The sequence below is a fragment of the Actinomycetospora callitridis genome, assembly GCF_028737265.1.
In the GTDB taxonomy this organism is placed as follows: Bacteria; Actinomycetota; Actinomycetes; order Mycobacteriales; family Pseudonocardiaceae; genus Actinomycetospora; species Actinomycetospora callitridis.
The window spans coordinates 175,533-196,884 of record NZ_JAQZAK010000004.1; the positions used below are offsets into that span (position 1 = coordinate 175,533).

Annotated in this window: 27 protein-coding genes; 11 read left to right on the forward strand and 16 right to left on the reverse strand. The window is 70.7% G+C overall.

Annotated elements, in window-relative coordinates:
• Window positions 1–11: 11 nt before the first annotated feature.
• Window positions 12–644 (forward strand): ribonuclease H family protein, encoded by a 633-nt coding sequence (locus tag PH191_RS15285; protein ID WP_274195834.1) that lies wholly within the window; start codon window positions 12–14, stop codon window positions 642–644.
• Window positions 645–754: 110 nt separating this feature from the next.
• The gene (locus PH191_RS15290; protein ID WP_274195482.1) at window positions 755–1,153 is read left to right on the forward strand and encodes a hypothetical protein; all 399 of its coding nucleotides are present in this window, start codon (window positions 755–757) and stop codon (window positions 1,151–1,153) included.
• An 87-nt stretch (window positions 1,154–1,240) separates the two neighbouring features.
• Here PH191_RS15290 and PH191_RS15295 read toward each other — a convergent pair whose 3' ends face one another.
• From PH191_RS15295 to hxlB, 10 genes are all read right to left on the reverse strand, one after another.
• Complete coding sequence (locus PH191_RS15295) at window positions 1,241–2,158, reverse strand: CPBP family intramembrane glutamic endopeptidase (RefSeq protein WP_274195483.1); 918 nt, start codon at window positions 2,156–2,158, stop codon at window positions 1,241–1,243.
• Window positions 2,159–2,289: 131 nt separating this feature from the next.
• A complete protein-coding gene (locus PH191_RS15300; protein ID WP_274195484.1) occupies window positions 2,290–2,475 on the reverse strand; it encodes a hypothetical protein in 186 nt (61 codons plus the stop codon).
• 12 nt (window positions 2,476–2,487) lie between these two features.
• Window positions 2,488–3,123 carry a response regulator gene (locus tag PH191_RS15305; RefSeq protein WP_274195485.1) on the reverse strand — a complete coding sequence of 212 codons (636 nt, stop codon included), beginning with the start codon at window positions 3,121–3,123 and terminating at the stop codon, window positions 2,488–2,490.
• A 267-nt stretch (window positions 3,124–3,390) separates the two neighbouring features.
• Complete coding sequence (gene hxlA, locus PH191_RS15310; protein WP_274195486.1) at window positions 3,391–4,029, reverse strand: 3-hexulose-6-phosphate synthase; 639 nt, start codon at window positions 4,027–4,029, stop codon at window positions 3,391–3,393.
• Window positions 4,030–4,226: 197 nt separating this feature from the next.
• Entirely contained in the window at window positions 4,227–4,352 is a 126-nt protein-coding gene (locus PH191_RS15315) for a hypothetical protein (RefSeq protein ID WP_274195487.1), read from the reverse strand.
• A gap of 50 nt (window positions 4,353–4,402) precedes the next feature.
• Window positions 4,403–6,496: a transketolase gene (tkt, locus tag PH191_RS15320; RefSeq protein ID WP_420791814.1), complete on the reverse strand. Its 2,094-nt coding sequence runs from the start codon at window positions 6,494–6,496 to the stop codon at window positions 4,403–4,405.
• A gap of 38 nt (window positions 6,497–6,534) precedes the next feature.
• The gene (locus PH191_RS15325) at window positions 6,535–7,932 is read right to left on the reverse strand and encodes an ATP-dependent 6-phosphofructokinase (protein ID WP_274195488.1); all 1,398 of its coding nucleotides are present in this window, start codon (window positions 7,930–7,932) and stop codon (window positions 6,535–6,537) included.
• 61 nt (window positions 7,933–7,993) lie between these two features.
• Window positions 7,994–8,989: a fructose-bisphosphatase class II family protein gene (locus PH191_RS15330; protein ID WP_274195489.1), complete on the reverse strand. Its 996-nt coding sequence runs from the start codon at window positions 8,987–8,989 to the stop codon at window positions 7,994–7,996.
• A 77-nt stretch (window positions 8,990–9,066) separates the two neighbouring features.
• A complete protein-coding gene (hxlA, locus tag PH191_RS15335; protein WP_274195490.1) occupies window positions 9,067–9,816 on the reverse strand; it encodes a 3-hexulose-6-phosphate synthase in 750 nt (249 codons plus the stop codon).
• A 58-nt stretch (window positions 9,817–9,874) separates the two neighbouring features.
• Window positions 9,875–10,468, reverse strand: a complete 594-nt coding sequence (gene hxlB, locus PH191_RS15340; protein ID WP_274195491.1) for a 6-phospho-3-hexuloisomerase — start codon at window positions 10,466–10,468, stop codon at window positions 9,875–9,877.
• 988 nt (window positions 10,469–11,456) lie between these two features.
• Here hxlB and PH191_RS15345 point away from each other — a divergent pair.
• Both PH191_RS15345 and PH191_RS15350 read left to right on the forward strand, forming a co-directional pair.
• Window positions 11,457–12,434 carry a class I fructose-bisphosphate aldolase gene (locus tag PH191_RS15345; protein WP_274195492.1) on the forward strand — a complete coding sequence of 326 codons (978 nt, stop codon included), beginning with the start codon at window positions 11,457–11,459 and terminating at the stop codon, window positions 12,432–12,434.
• On the forward strand, window positions 12,418–13,428 hold the full coding sequence (locus PH191_RS15350) for a fructose-bisphosphatase class II family protein (protein ID WP_274195493.1): 1,011 nt from the start codon (window positions 12,418–12,420) through the stop codon (window positions 13,426–13,428). The genes PH191_RS15345 and PH191_RS15350 overlap by 17 nt, the downstream gene beginning before the upstream one ends.
• A gap of 45 nt (window positions 13,429–13,473) precedes the next feature.
• On the opposite strand, the gene PH191_RS15355 is transcribed toward PH191_RS15350, so the two are convergent.
• Window positions 13,474–13,947, reverse strand: a complete 474-nt coding sequence (locus tag PH191_RS15355; protein WP_274195494.1) for a ribose-5-phosphate isomerase — start codon at window positions 13,945–13,947, stop codon at window positions 13,474–13,476.
• A gap of 402 nt (window positions 13,948–14,349) precedes the next feature.
• On the opposite strand from PH191_RS15355, the gene rpe reads away from it, so the two are divergent.
• From rpe to PH191_RS15385, 6 genes are all read left to right on the forward strand, one after another.
• Window positions 14,350–15,030 (forward strand): ribulose-phosphate 3-epimerase, encoded by a 681-nt coding sequence (gene rpe, locus PH191_RS15360; RefSeq protein WP_274195495.1) that lies wholly within the window; start codon window positions 14,350–14,352, stop codon window positions 15,028–15,030.
• Between the two features lie 65 nt (window positions 15,031–15,095).
• Window positions 15,096–15,380 (forward strand): hypothetical protein, encoded by a 285-nt coding sequence (locus PH191_RS15365; protein WP_274195496.1) that lies wholly within the window; start codon window positions 15,096–15,098, stop codon window positions 15,378–15,380.
• A gap of 73 nt (window positions 15,381–15,453) precedes the next feature.
• Window positions 15,454–15,537, forward strand: coding sequence for a pyrroloquinoline quinone precursor peptide PqqA (gene pqqA, locus PH191_RS15370; RefSeq protein ID WP_274195836.1), 84 nt, complete (start codon window positions 15,454–15,456; stop codon window positions 15,535–15,537).
• Window positions 15,538–15,662: 125 nt separating this feature from the next.
• A complete protein-coding gene (locus PH191_RS15375) occupies window positions 15,663–16,427 on the forward strand; it encodes a ribonucleotide-diphosphate reductase subunit beta (protein ID WP_274195497.1) in 765 nt (254 codons plus the stop codon).
• Window positions 16,428–16,479: 52 nt separating this feature from the next.
• Window positions 16,480–17,583, forward strand: a complete 1,104-nt coding sequence (locus PH191_RS15380; RefSeq protein ID WP_274195498.1) for a sodium:calcium antiporter — start codon at window positions 16,480–16,482, stop codon at window positions 17,581–17,583.
• Between the two features lie 39 nt (window positions 17,584–17,622).
• The gene (locus tag PH191_RS15385; protein WP_274195499.1) at window positions 17,623–17,799 is read left to right on the forward strand and encodes a hypothetical protein; all 177 of its coding nucleotides are present in this window, start codon (window positions 17,623–17,625) and stop codon (window positions 17,797–17,799) included.
• Between the two features lie 16 nt (window positions 17,800–17,815).
• Here the strand turns inward: PH191_RS15385 and PH191_RS15390 are convergent, their stop codons facing one another.
• Window positions 17,816–18,055, reverse strand: coding sequence for a hypothetical protein (locus tag PH191_RS15390; protein ID WP_274195500.1), 240 nt, complete (start codon window positions 18,053–18,055; stop codon window positions 17,816–17,818).
• Here PH191_RS15390 and PH191_RS15395 point away from each other — a divergent pair.
• Entirely contained in the window at window positions 18,048–18,578 is a 531-nt protein-coding gene (locus tag PH191_RS15395) for a DUF6790 family protein (RefSeq protein ID WP_274195501.1), read from the forward strand. The genes PH191_RS15390 and PH191_RS15395 overlap by 8 nt on opposite strands.
• A gap of 37 nt (window positions 18,579–18,615) precedes the next feature.
• On the opposite strand, the gene PH191_RS15400 is transcribed toward PH191_RS15395, so the two are convergent.
• The 4 genes from PH191_RS15400 to PH191_RS15415 all read right to left on the reverse strand — a co-directional run bounded on the left by PH191_RS15400 (window position 18,616) and on the right by PH191_RS15415 (window position 21,332).
• The gene (locus PH191_RS15400) at window positions 18,616–18,834 is read right to left on the reverse strand and encodes a CbtB domain-containing protein (RefSeq protein WP_274195502.1); all 219 of its coding nucleotides are present in this window, start codon (window positions 18,832–18,834) and stop codon (window positions 18,616–18,618) included.
• Window positions 18,835–18,925: 91 nt separating this feature from the next.
• Window positions 18,926–19,687, reverse strand: coding sequence for an SDR family NAD(P)-dependent oxidoreductase (locus tag PH191_RS15405; protein ID WP_274195503.1), 762 nt, complete (start codon window positions 19,685–19,687; stop codon window positions 18,926–18,928).
• A gap of 65 nt (window positions 19,688–19,752) precedes the next feature.
• Window positions 19,753–20,202, reverse strand: a complete 450-nt coding sequence (locus PH191_RS15410; RefSeq protein ID WP_274195504.1) for a hypothetical protein — start codon at window positions 20,200–20,202, stop codon at window positions 19,753–19,755.
• Between the two features lie 161 nt (window positions 20,203–20,363).
• Window positions 20,364–21,332 (reverse strand): aldo/keto reductase, encoded by a 969-nt coding sequence (locus PH191_RS15415; protein ID WP_274195505.1) that lies wholly within the window; start codon window positions 21,330–21,332, stop codon window positions 20,364–20,366.
• Between the last annotated feature and the right edge of the window lie 20 nt (window positions 21,333–21,352).

The following is a 21,352-nucleotide window of genomic DNA, read 5'->3' on the forward strand; positions in this document are numbered from 1 at the left end:
TCGCCGTGCCGATGACCGCGAAGTACGCGACCACCTGCGGCGTCTGCGGCTCGCCCGTGAGCCCCGGCGAGGAGATCGCGCGCTCGGGCGAGCGCTGGGCCCACGCGGTCTGCGCCGAGGCCACGCCGGCGAAGGCCGGTGCCACCAAGGCCGGGGCGTCGAAGGCTGCGTCGAAACCCACGAAGCCCGCGCGGCCGGACATGCCGGCCGCCGAGGGTGCGCTCGAGGTGTGGACCGACGGGGCGTGCTCCGGCAACCCCGGCCCCGGCGGCTGGGCGTGGGCCACCCGCGACGGCCGTCAGGCCAGCGGTGGCGAGCTCGGCACCACGAACCAGCGGATGGAGATCAGGGCGGCGCTCGAGGCCGTGCGCGCGCTGGAGGGCCCGCTCGTCGTCGTGAGCGACTCGACCTACGTCGTGAACTGCTTCCGCGACGGCTGGTGGAAGGGCTGGATCGCGCGCGGCTGGACCACCAGCGCCAAGAAGCCCGTGGTGAGCCGGGACCTGTGGGAACCGCTCATCACGCTCGTCAACGAGCGCGGCGACGTCTCCTTCCGATGGACGAAGGGCCACTCGGGCGACGAGATGAACGACCTCGTCGACAAGCTCGCCGTCGAGCAGTCAAAGGCCGTGTCCGCCTCGTAGTCGCTGACCACCGGTGATGTCCCGCGATCGATGGTGTCTCCGGCGAGGTCGGCGGCCTGCGCTCGGCGATCGGCGAGACCCTGGGCGCGCGGAGGTGTCACCCTGAGGTCGTGCACCCGACGGACTCCGACGCGGCCCGCATCCCGACGGGCAACGTCCGCGTGCCGCGGGACGTGTTCGTGACCCAGTGGCGGGAGGCGCTGCGCCGGGTCGAGCTCGGTGATCACGAGCCAGCGGACGGCTACCTCGAGGCGGTGGCCCACACCTGTCGGTGGATGGCGGCGCTGCCGATGCGGACCGCGCTCTGCGGAGGTCAGGCACGATCACCGGTGAGGTTGCGCGGCTGGCCGGCCCGCGCGGACCTGATCGAGGCCGAGTGGCAGGCCGCGCAGCGGGCGGAGGAGTTCCTGCCGGACCTCGCCGCCCGCCCCGGCTGGTGCGACGGTGTCCGGGCCACGCTGCGGTGGGCGTGGCGCGGCGAGGGTCCTCCCCCGCTCCCGGCCGCGTAGTCGGTGACCGCCGGACGGCGAGCTGTCCTTCGGCTGCATGTCCGGGCGCGCAAGGGCGCGGACCTCCGCCGGGATCCTCGGTGCGCGCTAGGTCCGCAATGCGGCCGGAGCCGACTCCTGCGGCTGCCCCCCGTCCCGGTAGCCGAGTCGACCCCGCGTGGCCGCGACGACCACCACCGCCACGACGGCGAACCCGACCAGCACCGGCAGCAGGCCGTACTCCGTCAGCAACGGGGCGGGGAAGGTCGGCGCCACGATCTTGTTCGCGAAGGTGTTGAAGGACGCGTGCATGAGCATCGTCAACAACAGGCTGCCCCCGACGTTGTTGAACACCCACGTCATGACGAGGGTCAGCAGGGTGGTCATCGCGAGGAACATGACCATGTTCGCCACGGTGGGGGGTGTCCACACCCCGCTCCAAAACAGGGGCAGGTGCCACGAGGCCCACAACACGCCCAGGACGATGCTGCCGACCAGGGGCCCGTACGCCGCCTGCAGGCGAGGCAGCGCGAAACCGCGCCAGCCGGGCTCCTCGCCCAACGGCCCACCGAGCACGAACGTGGCGACGAAGGCCACCGGGTACCCGATCACCATCCCGAGCGTCACCGGCTGGTACGACGCCAGGACCCCGGGCAGGACGATCGCGCCGAGGACCACGCTGGCGGGGATGACGAGCAGGACGAACAGGTACCACCGGAGCTTCACGCGCCATTGCACGTACCGGCGCAGCAGGCGCTTCGGGCCCTCCCTGCCCTCGGTCACCCGGACCATGACGAACGCCGACAGCGTCGGTCCTGTGAACGTCGCCGCCGCGATCATCAGGATCACCACGACCGGAGGCAGGGTGTACGGCAGGAGCCCGGTGCCGGTGCGGGAGAGCACGACCGGCAGCTCCACCACCCACGCGCCCGCGTACGCGAGGACGAAGAAGGACACCAGCGGGTGCCGTGTCAGCACGCCGGGACGCGCGCCGTCCCGCTGCGCACCGGCTTCGGAGATCGTCATGTCGCGTGGTCTCCCCTGCGGAGTCCCCGGTCGTCACCCTGACGGCGCACTCTCGGGAGCAGGAGCGTAGGCATTCGGGCGCCGACCCGACCCCCGTGATCACCCGATCGTGTGGCGCATGGCCGGAGGGGTCAGCGGACGATGAGAGGCCGGACACGGTCGGCCACGAGGTCGAGCTGCTGGAGCGGATCGCGCAGGGGCCAGAGAAGCATGGTGTCGACACCGGCCGCCGCGTAGTCGGACAGCACGCGCGCGCAGTGCTCGGGTGACCCGATCGGCAGGTGCGCCGCCAGGCCCTCGGGCTCACGTCCGAGCAACGGAAGGAGCTCCTACTGGAACAGCCCCTCGCGCAGGGCCGTGGCGAGCGCGGAGGTCCGGTCGTTGACCTCGAGCTTGCGGTAGATCGCCCGGACGTGGGTCCTCACGGTCTCCTCGCCGACGATCAGGCGTCCCGCGATCGCCTGGTTGTTCATCCCGATCACGATCAGCGCGAGCACTTCGCTCTCACGCAGGGTCAGCCCGAAACGTCCGCCGGGCCAGTACTCCCCCGATTCGATGCGGGTCACCATCGAGGCCGCATGTCCGCCCGCGGTCGAGGTGACGACGAGCTCGCCCGCGTGGACCCGGTGGATCGCCGCGACGAGCTCCTCGCCGGAGATGTGCTTGAGGAGGTAGCCCCGCGCCCCCGCTTGCAGGGCCTGTGCCAGGTACTGCTCGTCGTCGTAGACGGTGAGCATGATGACGCGCGAGTCGGCGCACCATGTGAGGAGATCCTGGCAGAGCTCCAGCCCGCTCGTGCTTCCCAGGCGCACTTCGCTGAGCACCACATCCGGAGCGAGGCTCTCGGCGACCTTCAACGCCTCGGGGGCGTCTTCGGCCTCCCCGACCACTCGGATTCCCGGGTACTCCGCCAGCATTTTTTTCAGGCCTACACGAACCATCTCGTGGTTCTCGACGAGAACCACCCGCACAGTTCCCATGAATGGCCCCGACCTCCGTGCGTTCCGTCGTCTTCTCCGTCGAAGACGCGGAAACTCCCGTTCTCGCCCGACGAACATCGTCTTCGCTGGGCACGAACCCGGCGCCCTGCAGGTCCTGGGACCTGCAGGGCGCCGGAGGTCCGGTCCCATCCCGGCGATCTTAGCGCCGGGATGGGAGCCCGCGGCGATTCGGTTGTCCGAGACCGCCGGGAGGGGACTACTCGATCACCCGGCGGAGGCGGCCTAGTCCGACTACGCCGGCGGGAGGCCCGCCGCGTCCCGGAGCGCCTTCGCGGCGGCCGCGGGGTCGTCGGAGTTGTAGATCGACCCGCCGGCCACCGCCACGTCCGCGCCGGCTTCCTTGACCGAGGCGATGGTGTCGACGGAGACGCCGCCCGCGATGGAGAACGGGACGCCGGCCGCGCGGCCGTCGGCGAGCAGGGTCTCGATCGAGTATCCGGGACGGGCCTGCTCGTCGAGCCCCGCGTGGATCTCGACGAAGTCCACGCCCAGCTTGGAGACCTCCTGGATTCGCTGGACCCGGTTGTTCACCACGCCGATCATGTCGGCGACGACCTTCTTACCGGCGTTGTGGCCGGCATCTACGGCACCCTTGATGGTGTCGTCGTCGAGCGCGCCCATGACCGTCACGAGGTCCGCGCCCTGCGCGAAGGCGAGGTCGGCCTCCAGCTCGCCGGCGTCGGCGGTCTTCAGGTCCGCGAACACGAGCTTGTCCGGGTGCGCAGCCTTGATCGCGGCGACCGCAGCGAGGCCGGCGTTCTTGATCAACGGCGTTCCCAGCTCGAGGATGTCGACGTAGTCGGCGACCTGGCGCGCCAGCGTCAGCGCGTCGGCGAGGCTCGGGACATCCATGGCTACCTGCAGCTTCACTGGCATCTCCTGATCTGTCTTCGACGTGTTCCTCGTTCGAGGCGTCTCAGCGGTCAGCCATTCCCGATTGCTCGACAGGAAAGGCTCGGAATTCTCGCCCGAGAACGGACTGCTCTCCGCCGACCGATTGTCATCGCCGGCGGGGCGCGGAGCTCTCGATAGGCAGCGCAACTGCGACAGCAGCGCACGCTCCGACATCACCCATAATAGTCGACGAGGCCGTTCACCACCAGTCGCGCGAGCGAATCAGCAGCAGAATCTCCGGCCGGGCCGGACGCATTCTTACCCGTCGCGGGGCGCGTGCCGACATCATGCACGGTCATCTCCTCTCCTGCAATTTCGGAGGTCGGTGAACTGGTTGTCCGACCGGTCGTCACCCGGCACGCGACAACGAGCGGCGCGCGGCCTCGACGATGGCTTCGACCGTCAGCCCGAATTGCTGGTACAGGGTCTGGTAATCGGCGCTGGCCCCGAAGTGCTCGAGGGAGACGATCTCGCCCCGGTCACCGACGAAGCGGTGCCACGGCATGCCGATCGCCGCCTCCACCGCCACGCGGGCGGTCGTCGCGGGGGGCAGGACGCCGTGTCGGTAGGACTCCTCCTGCGCGTCGAACCACTCGACGCAGGGCATGGAGACGACCCGGGTCGGCACGCCTTCCGCCTGGAGCACGTCTCGTGCCGAGAGGGCCAGCGAGACCTCGGACCCGGTGGCGATCAGCAGGAGCTCCGGTGCTCGCCCGGCGGAGTCGGCCTCGGCGATCGTGTACCCGCCGCGCAGCACGCCGTCCGTCGTGACGCCCTCGAGGATCGGGACGTTCTGGCGGGTGAGAGCGAGCCCGGCCGGCCCGGTCGGGTTCGCGAGGATGCCGCGGAAGGCTGCTGCGGTCTCGCGGGCGTCGGCCGGGCGGACCACCGCGAGTCCGGGGATCGCGCGCAGGGCGGCGAGGTGCTCGACCGGCTGGTGGGTCGGCCCGTCCTCGCCGAGGCCGATCGAGTCGTGGGTCCAGATGTAGATGGTCGGCAGCTTCATCAGGGCGGCCAGGCGCACCGCCGGACGCATGTAGTCGCTGAAGATCATGAAGGTGCCGCCGTAGGCACGCGTGCCGCCGTGCAGCGCGATGCCGTTGAGGATGGCGCCCATGGCGTGCTCTCGGACGCCGAAGTGGAGGGTGCGACCGTACGGCGACGCCTGCCCCCACATCTCCGTGTCGATCGTGCTCGGGCCGAACGAGTCGGCGCCCTTGATCGTCGTGTTGTTGCTCTCGGCGAGATCGGCCGATCCGCCCCACAGCTCGGGCAGCACGTCACCGATCGACTCGAGGACCTTCGCGAGAGCCTTCCGGGTGGCGAGGGGGTCATCCCCGGCGCTCCAGTCCGGGAAGTGGTCGGTCCAGCCGGCGGGGAGCTCACGGCGGGCCATCCGCTCGTACAGCGCGTGGCGTTCCGGGTTCTTGCGCGCCCACGCGTCGAACGACTCGCCCCAGGCGCGCCGGGTCTCCCGGGCTCGCCCGGCGAGAGCGCGGGTGTGCGCGAGCACCTCGTCGTCGACGGCGAAGCTCGCCTCCGGGTCGAACCCCAGAATCTCCTTGACCCGCGCGACCTCGTCGTCGCCGAGAGCCGCGCCGTGGGCGGCGCCGGTGTTCATCTTCTCGGGGGCCGGGTAGCCGATCACCGTCCGCAGCGCGATGAAGGACGGCCGGTCGGTCTCGGCGGCCGCGCGCTCCAGGGCGTCGCAGATGCCGGCGACGTTCTCGCCACCGCTCACGGTCTGGACGTGCCACCCGTAGGCCTCGTAGCGCTGCGCCACGTCCTCGGACAGGGCGATCGAGGTGTCGTCCTCGATCGAGATGTGGTTGTCGTCGTAGATCACGACGAGGTTCCCGAGCTGCTGGCGGCCGGCGATCGACGACGCCTCGGCGGTGACGCCCTCCTCGATGTCGCCGTCGGAGGCGATGACGTAGACGAAGTGGTCGAAGGGGCTGGCGCCGGGCGCGGCGTCGGGGTCGAAGAGACCCCGCTCGCGGCGCGCGGACATGGCCATGCCCACCGCCGCGCCCAGGCCCTGGCCGAGCGGACCGGTCGTGATCTCGACACCCGGCGTGTGGCCGTACTCGGGATGACCCGGCGTCTGTGAACCCCAGGTGCGGAGCTGTTCGAGGTCTTCGAGCTGCATCCCGTACCCCGCCAGGAACAACTGCACGTACAGGGTGAGGCTCGAGTGGCCGCAGGAGAGGACGAACCGGTCGCGACCTGCCCATCCCGGGTCGGTCGGGTCGTGGCGCATGACGCGCTGGAACAGTGCGTAGGCCAGCGGCGCCAGCGACATCGCGGTCCCCGGGTGACCGCTCCCGCAGCGCTGGACGGCGTCCGCGGCGAGGATCCGGGCGGTGTTGACGGCCCGTGTGTCGAGGTCCGACCAGCCGTCGGGAACCGTGACCGCGAGCAGGGAGGCGACCTCGTCGAAGATGTCGTGCCCCGGCCGGACGGAGGTGGCTTCGATGCTGTTCACGGGGCATTCACTCCTGAGGTCTCGGTGAGCGTTGCTGTCGTGGACCCGGGCTCACATTGCCGCGCGAGCGTCTCGGGCTGATTGGTCGCTTCGAGCACGGACATCCAGAGATCCCCGTCGGGGTCCACCCGGTTGCGGTGGCTCGTGATGAGCGGCATCGGGACGTGCACGAAGCGCCGCCGCCAGCGGACGACGACGGTCTCGGTCCGGCCGGCCATGGCCGCGTGGACGGCGGCGTGGGCCAGCCGGAGGCAGTAGACGCTGTCGTAGGCGTTCGCGGTGACGCTCCGGATGGAATAGCTCGGGTCGACGTAGCGCAGCGCCGGCTTCAGGCCGATCCGGGTGAGGTGGCTCGAGACGCGGTCGCTGAGGAACTGGCCGATGTCGCCGAGGCGCTGGTTTCCCGAGGCGTCGGTGGCACCGTTCCCGTCGGCATCTCCGGCCGCCGGGAGCAGCTCCTGCCCGGCACCTTCGGCCACGACGATGACGACGTGTCCACGGGTGAGCAGGTGGTGCTCGACCTTGGCCAGCAGGCCGTCGGGCCCCTCGAGCTCGAACGGGACCTCGGGGATGAGCACCATGTCGGCGCCGTGGTTCGCCAGCGCCGCGTAGCAGGCGATGAAGCCGGAGTGCCGACCCATGAGCTTCACGATCCCCACGCCGTTCTCGTGGGCCGCGGCCTCCGTGGTGACCGCTTCGATGAAGTCGGTCGCCCGTTCGAACGCGCTCTGGAAGCCGAACGACTGGTCGGTGTAGGGCAGGTCGTTGTCGATCGTCTTGGGGATCGCGACGACCGCGATGTCGAGTCCGCGCTGCGTGATCGCTGACACCAGCCGCATCGCCGCCCGGATGCTCCCGTCGCCGCCGATGACGAAGAGGATGTCGATCTTGCGCGCGATGAGGGTGTCGACCATCTCGTCGGCGTCCTGGTCGCCACGAGAACTGCCGAGGATCGTCCCGCCGGAGCGGGTGATGTCCTGGAAGTTGCTCTGGGTCAGATCCATCGTGTCGTCGCGGTACTTGGCGGTCAGTCCCTTGAGCCCGTTGCGGAAGCCGAGAATTCGACGCACGCGGTAATGCACGGTGAGCTCCTGGACGACGCCCCTGATGACGTTGTTGATGCCGGGGCAGAGCCCGCCGCAGGAGACGATGCCGACCGTCGTCCGGGCCGGGTCGAAGTAGATCTTCTTGCGAGGCCCGGCGCACTCGAAGGACGGGAGGGCCTCGGCGGTGTTCGCGCTGATGATCGAGGTCGTGTCGTCGAGCATCACCCGGTCGTCCTCGTGGACGAAATGCGGGGTGGTCTGCTTGTCGGCGAGCCACGCGGAGAACGGCGACGTGTAGCGGCATTCACCGAGAGTGCGGATGTGGAGGTCCTCCAGTTGCACCGTCACGGATTCTCCCTCGGGAGTGGGTGGTCGGTGGTCGCGAGTGGCCCGGGTCGGGACCTCGGGGTCACGACGGCGGGATCGGCTCGAAGGTGATGTGCCGGATGAACCGCACCTGTCCGTCGGTGATCAGGAGGGACTCGGCGACGGTGGTGCCGTCGACGCGGCGCGGTGCGGCGAGCAGTGGTCCGCCGCTGATGCCGGTGGCGGCGAACAGCGCGCCTCCGGCGACGAGCTCGTCGCGCTCGTAGATGCGATCGACGCTCATGCCGGCGCCGCGGATCGCCTCGGCCTCCTCGTCGGTCTTGGGCGCGAGGCGACCGAGCATGCCGCCGCCGAGGGCACGGACCGCGGCGGCGGTCATGACGCCTTCGGGCGTGCCGCCGACGCCGAGCAGGAGATCGACGTCGCAGGTCGGCAGGAGGACCTCGAGCGCTCCCCCGACATCGCCCCCCGCCGGGGTGTGGACCGCAGCTCCTGTCGCCAGCACCCGCGCGATCAGCCCGTCCTCCCCCTGGTGGCGAGGCTTGTCCATGATCACCACGCGGAGCTCGTCGACCTTCTTCGAGAGGGCCTCCGCGACCTTCTCCACGGTGCGCTCGGGCGGGTCGACGAGATCAACGGCGTGACGCGCCGCCGGCGGGACCACGATCTTGTCCATGTAGAAGCCCGGTCCGGGGGACCAGAACGAACCCGAGTCGCCGAAGGCGATCGTGGCCAGGGCGCCGGGAAGCCCCTTCGCGCAGAAGGACGTGCCTTCCAAGGGGTCGACGGCGATGTCGAAGTCGGGCCCGCCTCCGTCGTCCCCGACGACCTCGCCGTTGAACAGCATCGGCGCGTTGTCCTTCTCCCCCTCCCCGATGACCACCGTTCCGCGGCCGGGGACGTCCGCCAGGACGCGACGCATGGCCTCGGTCGCGGCGCCGTCGGCGGCATCCGCGTCGTGCTTGCCGACCCACGCACAGCAGGCGAGCGCCGCGCGGTGGGTCGCCGCGACCGCCGTCGACTCCAAGGCTCCGAGGTCGAGGCGCACCGGCAGGACCGTGTCGCTCTGGGATGGCATAAGGGGCTCCACATCTACTGGCTCGCTCTCCGAGAGCGACCGCGTCGTGCATGGCGTCGTCGGACGGAATCCGGCGGCTAGGCGTTCGGGGCGCGGTCGGCGAGCCGCGCGCGGCGGGCCCGCCCCTGCACGGGGCCGGGCCCGCAGGGAATCCCGTGCGGGCGTCCCTGCCGGACCGAGGTGACGTCGCCGAACCGGGAGGACGTGTCGATGGCGACGCGGAACGCCCCGGCCGCGGCGCGCGGGTCCGGAGCGCCACGGATCGCGGCCCCGACCACGGCGACCACCGCACCCGAGGCCCGGACATCGAGGATGCTGTCGAGGTCCACGCCGCCGGCGACCGAGAAGGGCGCCTCCGACTGCCGACCCGCCTCGATCACGGCCCGGACCGAGTACCGGCACGGCGCCTGCTCGTCGGTGCCCGCGTGGAACTCACAGAACTCGACGCCCAGCCCCGCGAGCTCGCGGGCCCGCAGGACGCAGCCCCGGACGTCGGTCATGTCGGCGACCACGCCCTTGCCGCAGCGTCGAGCCGCGGCGACCGCTCCCCTGACCGTGTCGTCGTCGGCTCCGCCCATCACCGACACGAGGTCGGCCCCGGCGCTGAAGGCAAGGTCGGCCTCGAGCGCTCCGGCGCCCACGGTCCTCATGTCGGCAAAGATCGTCTTGTCGGGATACGACGCCGTGATCGCGCGGATCGCCGTCACGCCCTCGTTCTTGATAAGAGGGCTTCCGATCTCGATGATGTCGACGTGCTCGGCCACCTGGCGGCAGAGGACGAGCGCCTCGTCGAGCGTTGACACATCCATGGCGAACTGCAATTGCATGACCGCATCCTTTGCACGGGATCAACGGCGACGACGGCATCGACGGCAGGCGCGGGAGCTACTCGAGGTTCGCGTGGAGGCGCCACAGATCGCGGGCCTGGCTGCCGCTGGTCTGCCAGAGGTGGTGGAAGAGCGCGTCCGTGAGGATCAGGAGGGACTGCTCGAAGAGGCTGCCGGCGTACTGGGCGGAGCGCGTGCCCTCGAAGTCCTGCTTGTCGGCGGCAGGGATCAGCAGCGTCTCGGTCGCCAGTCCGGCGAGATCCGACTCCGGGTCGGTCGTGACCGCCAGGACACTCGCGCCCTGCTCGGAGGCCGTCCGCGCAGCCGTCACGACCCGCTTGGTGGAGCCGGAGCCGGAGGCCGCGATCAGCACGTCGCCGGCGCCGATCGCCGGGGCGGTCGTCTCCCCGACGACGTGGGTGGCCTTGCCGAGATGCATGAAGCGCATCGCCGCCATCTGCAGCGCCAGCCCGCTGCGTCCCGTGCCGATGGTGAACACCGCGGGAGCATCGACCAGCAACGCTCCTGCCCGCTCCCAGCTGGCGGCGTCGACGCCCTGGAGGACCTTGGCGTGCTCGCCGACGATCAGGTCGGCGGCGTCGCCGAACTGCGCGGCGTTCTCGCTCTGGGTGTCCGATGTCGATGCGGACAATTGACACAACCCCTTTCCACACTGAATGGGACGAAAGCCCGTGCTCGTCTGCACCGGGTCGCCCCGGAACTCGATGCACGTCAGGACAGCCCGGTCGACGAGAGCGATACGTCGCCCTCGTGGAAGACCGGGCACTGGAGTGCCGGATCACGCCACCGGGTCCTCGAGCCCGCGGTGGCGACGAGCGAGGTCGCGTCGCGACCTCCTCACCTCGGTGCCCGGTCCCGGCCCCGGACAGGCGCCCCTGCCTGCCCGTGGCCCCGGGCTGTGCTGCGGCGAGCACGCTGTGCGAACCGGTCGTGGACCGGCGCTCAGGCACTCACCGCGGGGGACGTGGGGTCCCCCCCGAGGCGTCCGGTGCCCGTGGATGACGAACGAACATCGAGGTCATGGGCCAGACGCTAGGCACGCCGGCGGGGCAGTCGGCTCCCCTACGCGGGGGAGTCGGAGGGTGACAATGCGCGATGACGCCCCTCGGGAGGGCGGTCTCGGTCGTGATGCCCGTCGGATCCGGACCGTCACGGGACGTCCCGATCCACGTCGCTGTGCGTTCGTGGACGCGCGAGCGCCGCGACGGTCCGGACGCCTTCCTGCGCCCTCTGCTCTCTCCCACAGACCGACGCTGAGCAGCGAGGACCGTCGGCTCGACCGGCCCGCGGCCGGCCGGGCCGTGGCGACCGGTTGCGACGAGATGCTTGCGCTCCGTCGTCGGCGACGGCTACAACTGTCATCCGTCGGGCGCCTCGAGCTGCCCGACGCCCGGCCGGTCCCATCGCCCCCGTGGGGGACCGTGCCTCGCCGGAGGGCCGTCCGTAGACGGCGCCCCTCCGTGCACCTCCAGCCGCGATTCCTCCAGCTGCAGGTCGATCCCGCACGTGACGGTGACGGCCGCGCAGCCGACCCGGCCGTGCGCCGGGTCGGCGCCCACAGCTGGACCATTCTTCGCCGCCGCACAGGGGCGGTGTTCCACGGAGAGGTAGGGGAACTCATGTCATCTCTGACCGAGATCGCTCGGACGCTGGTGTCGAACAAGCGAGGCATCCTGGCGGCCGACGAGAGCATCGGGACGATGTCGAAGCGCCTCGAGAGCGTCGGGGTCGAGCCGACGGAGGAGAACCGGCGCCTCTACCGAGAGCTGCTCCTCACGACTCCGGAGCTCTCCGAGTCCATCAGCGGTGCCATCCTCGCGGACGAGACGTTCCGCCAGGTGCTCTCGGACGGGAACACCTTCCCCGCCGCACTCGCCGGGATCGGGGTGCTCGCCGGGATCAAGGTCGACACCGGGGCCAAGCCGCTGGCCGGCGCTCCGGGCGAGACGGTGACCGAGGGGCTCGACGGACTCCGCGAGCGGCTCGACGAGTACGTGGCCATGGGAGCCAGCTTCACCAAGTGGCGCGCCGTGTACTCGATCGGCGACGGCCTCCCCACGGACCGGTTGAAGCGGGCCAACGCCCACGCACTCGCCCGCTACGCCGGGCTGTGCCAGGAGGCGGGGCTCGTGCCGATCGTCGAGCCCGAGGTGGTCATGGACGGCGACCACTCGCTGGAGCAGTGCCGACAGGTCACACGGGCGGTGCTGCAGTCGGTGTTCGAGGAGCTGAGCCTCATGGAGGTCCAGCTCGACGGCATCGTCCTCAAGCCGAACATGGTCGTGGCGGGCGACGGGTGCCCGGACAAGCCCTCGGCGTCCGAGGTCGCCCGCGCGACCGTGGAGACCCTGAGCGAGACCGTACCGCCGGCGGTGCCGGGGATCGCCTTCCTCTCGGGGGGGCAGGACCCGCAGGAGGCCACCGACAACCTGGCCGCGATGAAGGAGCTCGCTCCCCTTCCCTGGGAGCTGACGTACTCGTTCGGTCGGGCGCTGGTCGGGCCCGCCCTCGAGACCTGGCGAGGCAGCGGCGACCAGTGGGGCGCCGCGCAGGACGCCCTCTCCGAGCGGGCGGTCGCGAATGCCGCCGTCCGCTGACTCCCTCCGCTCCTCGGCCCCTCGGGCCGTCGAGCGTGGGACGCCCGACCTCGTCCTCGAGCTCGCCCGGGTCACCGAGTTCGCGGCACTCGCCGCGGGCCGGTGGGTCGGGCTGGGCGACGAGAGCAGCGGCATCGCGGCGGCCGCCGCCGCCGCGCGCACCCTCACGGGATCGATCCCCCTCCGGGGCACGGTCGCCAGCGACGGGGGCGAGGTCGGCGCCTTCCGGGTCGGCGATCACGTCGGTGACGGCACCGGCCCGGCGCGCGACGTCGCGCTCGCCCCCCTCGACGGCGCCGTCCTGGCCGCCAAGGGCATGCCCGACGCTCTCGCGGTGATCGCCGCGACCGAGTACGGCGGGATGTTCAGGGCAGCACCGATCACCGATCTGGAGATCCTCGTCGTCGGGCCGGCCGCGTGCGACGTCGTCGACATCGACCGCCCGGTGGCCGAGAACGCCCGGGCGGTGGCCGCGGCCGGGCAGCGGCCGGTCTCCGAGCTCACCGTGAGCGTCCTCGGGCGCGGCCGGCACCAGGAGATCGAGCGCGAGGTCCGGGAGACCGGGGCGCGGGTGCGTCTCCTCCTCGGCAGTGAGATCGCCGGGGCACTCGCGGCCTCACACCCCGACAGCGACAGCGACATGCTCGTCGGCGTCGGCGGCGCACACGAAGGCGTCCTCGCGGCCGCCGCGCTGGCCTGCGTGGGCGGCTCGATCCAGGCCCGACTGTGGCCACGCGACGCCGACGAGCGTCGACGGGCGCTCGACGCCGGGCACGACGTCGATGCGGTCCTGCACACCGGGGACCTCGTCGGTGGGGAGGACATCCTCTTCAGCGCCACCGGGGTCACCGGCAGCGACGACGTCCCCGGCCTGCAGTACCGCGCCGACCGTGCCACGACGCACTCCGTGGCGATGCGTTCGAGCACCGGCACGGTCCTGGTCGTCGAGGGTCATCACCAGATCGACCGGCTCCACGACGTCCTCGGCGCCTGACCCGGCATGCGCCCCCCTCGATCCACCGTGACCACCGCACCGGCATCAGCGCTCGGGCAGCGGCGGCGGCTGTCCACTCTCCTCGTACCGATCGAGCATCGCGATGCGGTCGAGGTGACGTGGGTCCTCCGAGAAGGGGGTGTCGACGAAGGAGGTGATGATCTCGGCGGCCTCGTCGAGGGTGTGCATGCGAGCGCCGATCGCCACGATCCGGGCGTCGTTGTGCTCCCGCGCCAAGGACGCGGTCTCGGTGCTCCACGCGAGGGCGGCACGAACTCCGCGGACCTTGTTCGCAGCCATCTGCTCCCCGTTCCCGGAGCCACCGACGACCACACCGAGACTGCCCTCGTCGGCCATCACCCGGATACCGGCCTCGATGCAGTACGGCGGGTAGGCGTCGTCGGGGTCGAATTCGGCGGGACCGAGATCCCGTACTTCGTGTCCCAGTTCGTCGAGGCGCCGGAGCAGATGGTTCTTCATCTCGAACCCGGCATGGTCGGAAGCGAGGTAGACGCGCATGCCGCAAGTCTGACAGTCGTTCCACCGAAACAACACCTACTCGATCGCAGCAATCGAGAACGTTCATCGAATCTCGCCGGAACGCTATGCCGCTCCACTGCCGGATGATAAGATGATGATCACTCCAATGAGACCACTCTCTCTCGGTCGGCCGATCGGTTGCGCTGAACTCACCCAGCCTGAGGACCACCACCGCCGGCGACGTCGTGGAAGTGTGCATCGAATTCGCGACGAAGGCCGGACAGGGCGATTCGTTCGTCGTCGGGCGCCGGATCGCAAGCGCACGCGGAAAGGATTCGACGACCCATGGCGACCTGGACGCTCCACCAGCGACGGGCGATCGACGAGGGCCTGGGCGGTTCGTCCAGGACGGGCACGACGAGTCGTAGACGGAGGGCATCGATGACCGGACCAGCCATCGTCGCATCAGTTCTGGGCGCCGATTACTCCCGTCTCGCCGGGGAGGTCCTCGATCTCCAGGCCGCCGGCGTCGACCGCATCCAGTGGGACGTGATGGACGGCCGCTTCGTCCCGAACCTGACGTTCGGGGCCGCGGTCGTCGGCGCGTGCCGACCCTACGTCGACCTGCCCTTCGAAGCGCACCTCATGGTCGAGGATCCCGACGCCGGGCTGGCGGAGTTCGTCTCCGCCGGGTGCGGCACGGTCATCGTCCACGTCGAGGCCTGCAAGCACCTGCACCGCACGCTCTCGAGCATCCGGGACCTCGGGGCCCGCGCGGGGGTGGCCGTGAACCCGTCGACGTCGCTCGACTTCGTCCCGCACGTCCTCGACCAGCTCGATCACATCCTGATCATGACGGTCAATCCCGGATTCGGCGGTCAGGAGTACATCAGCGCGATGGAGGACAAGGTCTCCGAGGCGCGCGAGATCGCCGACCGCAGCGAGCGGCCGATCCAGATCGAGGTGGACGGGGGAATCTCCGCGAAGACGGCAGCAGGGCCCTTGCGAGCCGGCGCGGAGTTGCTCGTCGTCGGTTCCGCGCTGCTCAACCACCCGTCGGGAAAACAGGCGGCGACCGAAGAGATCCGTCAGGTACTGGCGCAGGCGACGTCCCTGACATAGCTGTGGAGAAGGAAGCCCCGGCGAGAGCACACCGGCGCGCCGGAATGACGTAGAGGAGTTTCTCCATGATGACCGACCAGTCCTCGGTGAGGGAAAGTCAGGACAACCTGCTGAAGCAGGCCGCCAGAATTCTCCGGACGCGGTACGAGCTCGGTAAGGGCTATGTCGACGTGTCGTCGGCCGAGGCCGCGGACCTGGTGGTCACCCTCGAGGCGACGGCGTCCACGAACGGTTCCGACGGGGTCGACCGCGAGGAAGCGATCGCCCTGGCGCACCGCCTGGTGGACGACGATCAGCCCGAGATGTCGCCGATGTGGCCCCGCGCATCCGCGGAGAGGCACCCCGGCTAGCGGCCACGGGCGGCGCGACGCGAGTCGCGTCCGTGACCCACGTCGATTCCTGGGGAGGTGAATCCACGTGGAGATGCGCGCTTGGGAATCCCCCGAGTTCGAGGAGATCGGGGTCGCCCCCGAGGTGACGATGTACGTCGCCCAGCTGGACGACTGAATGACGTCGGGGAGCCGGACCCGTGCTACACGGGTCCGGCGCCCTTCCTTGTGTGTCAGCGATGTTCGGGGAGTGGTGTCGATGGGCGAGCAGACGCTCGCCGAGCCCGGCGAGGTGCTCGGCTGATGATCACTGGATACGGTCACTTCGCCCAGCTCGCAGAATCACTGCAGTGGGACGAGACCACCATCGACCTCTCCACCGACATCGAGTCCTGGACGAAGCTCGAGGACAGCGAGTACGACCAGATCCTCGGACTGATCGCCGGCTTCTGCATCGGCGAGACGTCGGTCGCCACCCATCTCACGTCGTTCCGTGGCGCGGCGAGCACCGACGACATGATGGCCGAGGTCTTCGCGGCCCAGGCCCGCGACGAGGCCCGGCACGCCCGCTTCTTCGACCGCGTGGTCAGCGAGGTCGTCGGCGTCCCGGGGAAGAACCTCAACGAGCGGCTCGAGGTCCTGCGCGAGCGGGTGAGCCCGGACCTCCTCGAGCTGTTCGAGGAGCGCCTGCCGGCCATCGCCCGCGGCCTCGCCGACTCCGACGAGGAGCTCACCACCGCGGTCGGGCTCTACCACATGATCCTCGAGGGCGTGGTCCTCACCGCCGGGCAGCACGCGCTGCTCGACGCCCTCGAGAAGCTGTCGGTCCCGATGCCCGGGATGCGCAAGGGCATGGAACTGGTGCTGCGCGACGAGCGCTGGCACATCGGCTTCGGCTCCCGGGTCATCCAGAGCGCCGACCTCGTCGACAACGACCTCGAGAAAATCCTCAACGAGGGCTCGAAGGCCGCGTGGGCCTGGGGAGACCTCATCTCCTCCAAGGACATCGAGAAGGTCGACCAGCTCCACAAACGCCGTCTCAAGTCCGTCGGGATCAAGTTCTGGTGACCGGCGACGTCGAGATGCCACCTCGCGAGTCCCCCGCTGATGGAGCGAACCCGTGATCCCGATCATCGAATTCGTGCTGGGCATCGCCGTGCTGGTGTACAGCGCCGAGAAGCTCATCGGCCATCTGGTCGGCATCGCGAGCCGATGGGCGATCTCGCTGTTCCTCGTCGCGGTGGTCTTCACCGGCATCGAGTTCGACGATCTCGCCTTCGGGATCGTGCTGAACCTCGAGGACCTCAGCAACGTCGCCCTCGGGACGGTCATCGGCACGACAGTCGCCATGACCGGCGTCGTGCTCGCCATCGCGGCGATCGTCGCACCGACACCGGTCGACGTGCCCACCAGCTACCTCGTCCTCTTCGTCGCCGCACCGGTCGTGATGTACGCCCTCGCTCTGGTCGGGGCCCTGACACTCCTCACCGGGATCGTGCTCATCGTCGCGTTCGTCGCGTTCGTCGGCTGGGTGGCGTACCGGGAGCACTCCGCCCGACGTCCGGTGTGGCGCAACGCCGAGCTCTACGAGCAGATCGACAACGTCGAGGTCGGCGTCGGTGGCAGGGGTGGCACCGCCCCGATCGTGGCGACGACGGCAGGGACCGCGAGCGGGCCCGCCGACGGGCGCGGCGGCTTCGACCTGCCTGCGGATCTGAAGATCGATCAGGGCTTCCTCAAGGCCCGGCAGCACTCGCCCGGCGCCACCCTCGCGTTCGCCGTCCTCGCCCTGATCGGTCTCGTGGCCGGTGCCCTCATCGCCGGTCGGGGCACCGAGGGCATCCTCGACGAGTTCGCTCTCGACGGCACGGTCTTCGGCGTCACGATCGCGACGCTGGCGCTCTCCCTCGAGGACATCTTCCTCACCGCCGAACCGCAGCGGCGGGGCGCGCCGGAGATCGCCGTCGCGAACGTGATCGGCAGCGTGGTGTTCTCGGTGACCGGCAAGCTCGGGATCATCCTGCTCGTCGGTGGGGCGATCACCGTCGACCACTCCGTCCTGGTCTGGCACCTACCGGCGCTGATCGTGATCACGCTGATCGCGGCGCTCTTCCTCTCGACCGGTCGACTGCTCCGCTGGCACGGGATCGTCCTGCTCGGTCTGTACGTCATCTACTTCGTCACCAGCCTGGTGTCCTTCGGCGGAGTCCCCCTCGACGACTGATCCCGGCCGGCGACACCGCCCCTGAGAGGAGCCACTCCCGTGACGACGAAGGACCGGATCGGAGCCGGGCTGGCGGCCGTTGCCGCGATCATCGGGCTCGTGCTGGTGTCCGGGTACCGCGACGCCTCCGCCGCCTCCGACGACGACGGCGCGGGCCCCGCCGACCCCGCACCGACCAGCCAGGTCGGCCCGGGACCGGCGCCCGACGGCGACTGAGGATCCGCGACCCGGGTCAGGACAGCCGGGCGCTGCGGGCGTCGTCGAGCCGGATCAGCAGCTCGACGGGCAGGTGGGCGAGGTCGAGGGCCCGGCACAGCCGGGGCACGGCCTCGGTGTCGATGCGCCGGCGGAGGTCGGTGACGTCGGCGGCGTCCTCGGTGCCGACGTGACCTGCGAAGACGTCGTTCTCTGATCGAGATGTCGCAGGTGTGGATGACGCGGGGGCGGCGACCGACGATGTCCCGGTGACCACGGAGCAACGCCCGACCACCCCGGCCACCCCGGCGGTCGACGGCCCGCCGCCCTGGGTCCTGCGGCTGGCGAGCCTCACGATCTACGTCGGCGTCGTCGGTTTCGTCATCGCCGAGATCGTGCAGTACGCGCAGTCCAGCACCGACGGGTTCCTGGCAGCGACCTTCGCCAACGCCCTCGTCTGGGTGGTCGGCGTGAACGCGATCATCTGCGGCTCGGGCCACATCGTCATGCCCGGTCCGGTCGCGGAGTCCATCGGGTGGCCGAAGGGCAGCCCGTTCCAGTTCGAGGTCGGCCTGGCCAACCTGGGGATCGGTGTCCTCGGCGTGCTGTCCCCGTCCTTCGACCGCGACTTCGCGCTCGCCGTCGTCATCGCCTTCTCGATCTTCTACTTCGGAGCGGCCCTCGGGCACGTCCGGGAGATGATCAGCGAGCACGACACGGCGCCGGGCAACGCCGGGTTCATCTTCTGGTTCGACGTGATCGCGCCGCCGGCGCTCATCGCGCTGTACCTGGCCACCTGAGGCCCGGGTCCGTGACGGGCGCCGAGGTGGGCGTCCCTCAGTGGCAGGGGAACCCGAGGAAGTGGCGGGCGTCGTGCACCAGCTCGTGGATCACCGAGCTGTCGCCGAACAGCGACGTCGCGCCCTGGTCGATGCCGATCAGGTAGTAGAGCACCAGCCCGACCACCACCGCGCTGACCAGCCACGGCAGCGTCTCGGAGGCCGGCACGGCCACGGCCGTCGCGCGGCCCTTCGCAGCGGCGACACCAGAGGTCATGGCTTCTCCTCGAAGACGGCGGGGCGTGCGACCTCCCCGAGCCAACCCGGCGCGATCAGCACATGTCAATACCTGTGCACCGATCGCGTCGTCAGCGCGGGCCCATCCGCAGAGCGCCGTCCATCCGGATCACGTCGCCGTTGAGGTAATCGTTGGCGACGATCATCGCCACCAGCCGGGCGTACTCCTCGGGCGCGGCGATGCGCTGCGGGAAGGGCACGCTCTCCCCGAGTCCGGCACGGACCTCGTCGCTGAAGCCGGCCATCATCGGGGTGTCGACGATGCCCGGTGCGATGGTCATGACGCGGATCCCGTACTGCGCGAGGTCGCGGGCGGCGGTGACGGTCATCCCGGCGACGCCGGCCTTGGACGCGGCGTACGCGACCTGGCCGACCTGCGCCTCGTAGGCGGCGATCGACGCGGTGTTGACCACCACGCCCCGCTGGCCCTGCGCATCCGGCGACAGGGTGGCCATGGCCTCGGCCGCCAGGCGCATCACGTTGAACGTGCCGAGCAGGTTGACCTTCAGGACCGTGTGGAAGAGATCCAGGTCGTGCGGCCCGCGGCGGGACAGCACGCGGGCGGACGGGGCGATGCCGGCGCAGTTGACGGCGAGCCGCAGCTCGCCGCCGTCCTCCTGGATGCGCGTGACGGCGGCCCGGACCTGCTCCCCGTCGGTGACGTCGGCCGCGAGAAGGCGCACGTCACCGCGGGGCGCGGCCACGTCGGCGACGGCCTGCTCGAGGTCCAGCCCGTACACGGTGGCCCCGCCCTCGACGAGAGCGGCCGCCGTCGCGGCCCCCAGGCCGGAGGCCGCTCCGGTGACGAGCGCAGCGATGCCGTCGAGCTGCATGCCCGATCCCCTCTGCCGTCGGTGGGACGAGTATGGGCCCCGCCGCACCGAGCGGGGTGCCGTGATCAGGGCGCGGTGGACGATCGACCGCTGCCCTCGGTGCCGGGCCCGGACAGGAGCCCGCGCACCGACCGGCGGGCCTGGGTCTTCTTGCTGTGCAGGAGGGCGGCCTCGACGGCGCGGTGCGTCCCTTCGGGCTCCTCGACGTCCACGACGAGACGGTGGAACGGACGCCCCGACAGGTAGACGACGAGGACGCGAGGACTCCGGCGCACGCCCCACAGCTGTCGGCGTTCGCCGATCCCCCAGGAACCCGCGCGGAGCCGACCGGGCCACCAGGAGCCCGGACAGGGCACGTGCGGGCTCGAGGCGACCGCCTCGTCCCTGCCCATCACCCGCGAGCCGACGATCCTCTCGAACGACACGTCGAGCCCCCGCGAGCACGCGGCCACCCGGTCGACCCCGGTGAACCGCATCCGGAGCCCGGTCGGCATCACGGCGAGGCTGATCGCCATCGGCCCCCCTCGAGTCTGCGCGCGGGCGCAGTCGATCGACTGCCCCTCCAGCGCGTCGACCCGGGGTCAGGGGGGCGAACGCGATCGTCATTGTGTCGTCGCCCGAGCATCGGGGGTTACCACGGGGCGCGACGGACCCCCCGGGCTCCGTCGTGCGCTCCTCAGCGCTCGATGAGCCGCATCTGCTCCTCGGTGTGGTGCCCACCCTCGGCCGGGGGCAGCGCGTCGAGGCGGCGCAGCTGGTCGTCGGTGAGCTCGACGCCGTCCGCGGCGGCGTTCTCCTCGACCCGACCGACCCGCTTGGTGCCCGGGATCGGCGCGATGTCGCTGCCCCGGCTCAGCAGCCACGCGAGGGCGACCTGCGCGGGGGTGGCGCCGGCCTCGGTCGCGACGGCCTGGACCTCGTCGGCGAGGGCCAGGTTGCGCCGGAAGGCCTCCCCGACGAACCGCGGGTTGTCCTTGCGGAAGTCGTCGTCGGCGAAGTCCTCGATCGACCGGATCTGCCCGGTGAGGAACCCGCGTCCCAGCGGCGAGTAGGGCACGAGACCGATGCCGAGCTCGCGCAGCAGCGGCAGGATCTCCTCCTGGTCGCGGGTGAAGAGCGAGTACTCCGACTGCAGCGCCGTGATCGGGTGGGCCGCGTGGGCGCGGCGGATCGTGGCGGTCCACGCCTCCGAGAGGCCGATGTGGCGGACCTTGCCCTGCTCGACGAGCTCGGCCAGGGCGCCGACGGTCTCCTCGATCGGGGTGCCCGGGTCGACGCGGTGCTGGTAGTAGAGGTCGATGTGGTCGACGCCGAGGCGGCGCAGCGACCCCTCGACCGCCGCACGGACGTTGTCCGGGCTCGAGTCGGCGCCCTGTCCCCCGGTGTGGGAGATCAGGCCGAACTTGGTGGCCAGCACGACCTCGTCGCGCCGACCCTCGATCGCGCGGCCGACCAGCTCCTCGTTGACGTACGGGCCGTAGACCTCGGCGGTGTCGATCAACGTGACACCCAGGTCGAGGGCGCGGTGGATGGTGCGGATCGACTCGTCGTCGTCGCTGCCCGCCCCGGTGTAGCCGTGGGACATGCCCATGGCTCCCAGGCCGATGCGGCTGACCTCGAGGTCGCCCAGCGTCGCGGTCTTCACGATGTGGTCCTCAGGTTGTC

Coding starts and splice junctions, on each gene's coding strand:
- PH191_RS15330 (WP_274195489.1), bottom strand. CDS start 8,989: ATGCCATCCCAGAGCGACACGGTCCTGCCGGTGCGCCTCGACCTCGGA.
- PH191_RS15285 (WP_274195834.1), top strand. CDS start 12: ATGACCGCGAAGTACGCGACCACCTGCGGCGTCTGCGGCTCGCCCGTG.
- PH191_RS15345 (WP_274195492.1), top strand. CDS start 11,457: ATGTCATCTCTGACCGAGATCGCTCGGACGCTGGTGTCGAACAAGCGA.
- hxlA (WP_274195490.1), bottom strand. CDS start 9,816: ATGCAATTGCAGTTCGCCATGGATGTGTCAACGCTCGACGAGGCGCTC.
- PH191_RS15410 (WP_274195504.1), bottom strand. CDS start 20,202: ATGGCGATCAGCCTCGCCGTGATGCCGACCGGGCTCCGGATGCGGTTC.
- PH191_RS15400 (WP_274195502.1), bottom strand. CDS start 18,834: ATGACCTCTGGTGTCGCCGCTGCGAAGGGCCGCGCGACGGCCGTGGCC.
- PH191_RS15295 (WP_274195483.1), bottom strand. CDS start 2,158: ATGACGATCTCCGAAGCCGGTGCGCAGCGGGACGGCGCGCGTCCCGGC.
- pqqA (WP_274195836.1), top strand. CDS start 15,454: ATGCGCGCTTGGGAATCCCCCGAGTTCGAGGAGATCGGGGTCGCCCCC.
- PH191_RS15405 (WP_274195503.1), bottom strand. CDS start 19,687: ATGCAGCTCGACGGCATCGCTGCGCTCGTCACCGGAGCGGCCTCCGGC.
- PH191_RS15315 (WP_274195487.1), bottom strand. CDS start 4,352: ATGACCGTGCATGATGTCGGCACGCGCCCCGCGACGGGTAAGAATGCG.
- PH191_RS15350 (WP_274195493.1), top strand. CDS start 12,418: ATGCCGCCGTCCGCTGACTCCCTCCGCTCCTCGGCCCCTCGGGCCGTC.
- PH191_RS15375 (WP_274195497.1), top strand. CDS start 15,663: ATGATCACTGGATACGGTCACTTCGCCCAGCTCGCAGAATCACTGCAG.
- PH191_RS15355 (WP_274195494.1), bottom strand. CDS start 13,947: ATGCGCGTCTACCTCGCTTCCGACCATGCCGGGTTCGAGATGAAGAAC.
- PH191_RS15365 (WP_274195496.1), top strand. CDS start 15,096: ATGATGACCGACCAGTCCTCGGTGAGGGAAAGTCAGGACAACCTGCTG.
- rpe (WP_274195495.1), top strand. CDS start 14,350: ATGACCGGACCAGCCATCGTCGCATCAGTTCTGGGCGCCGATTACTCC.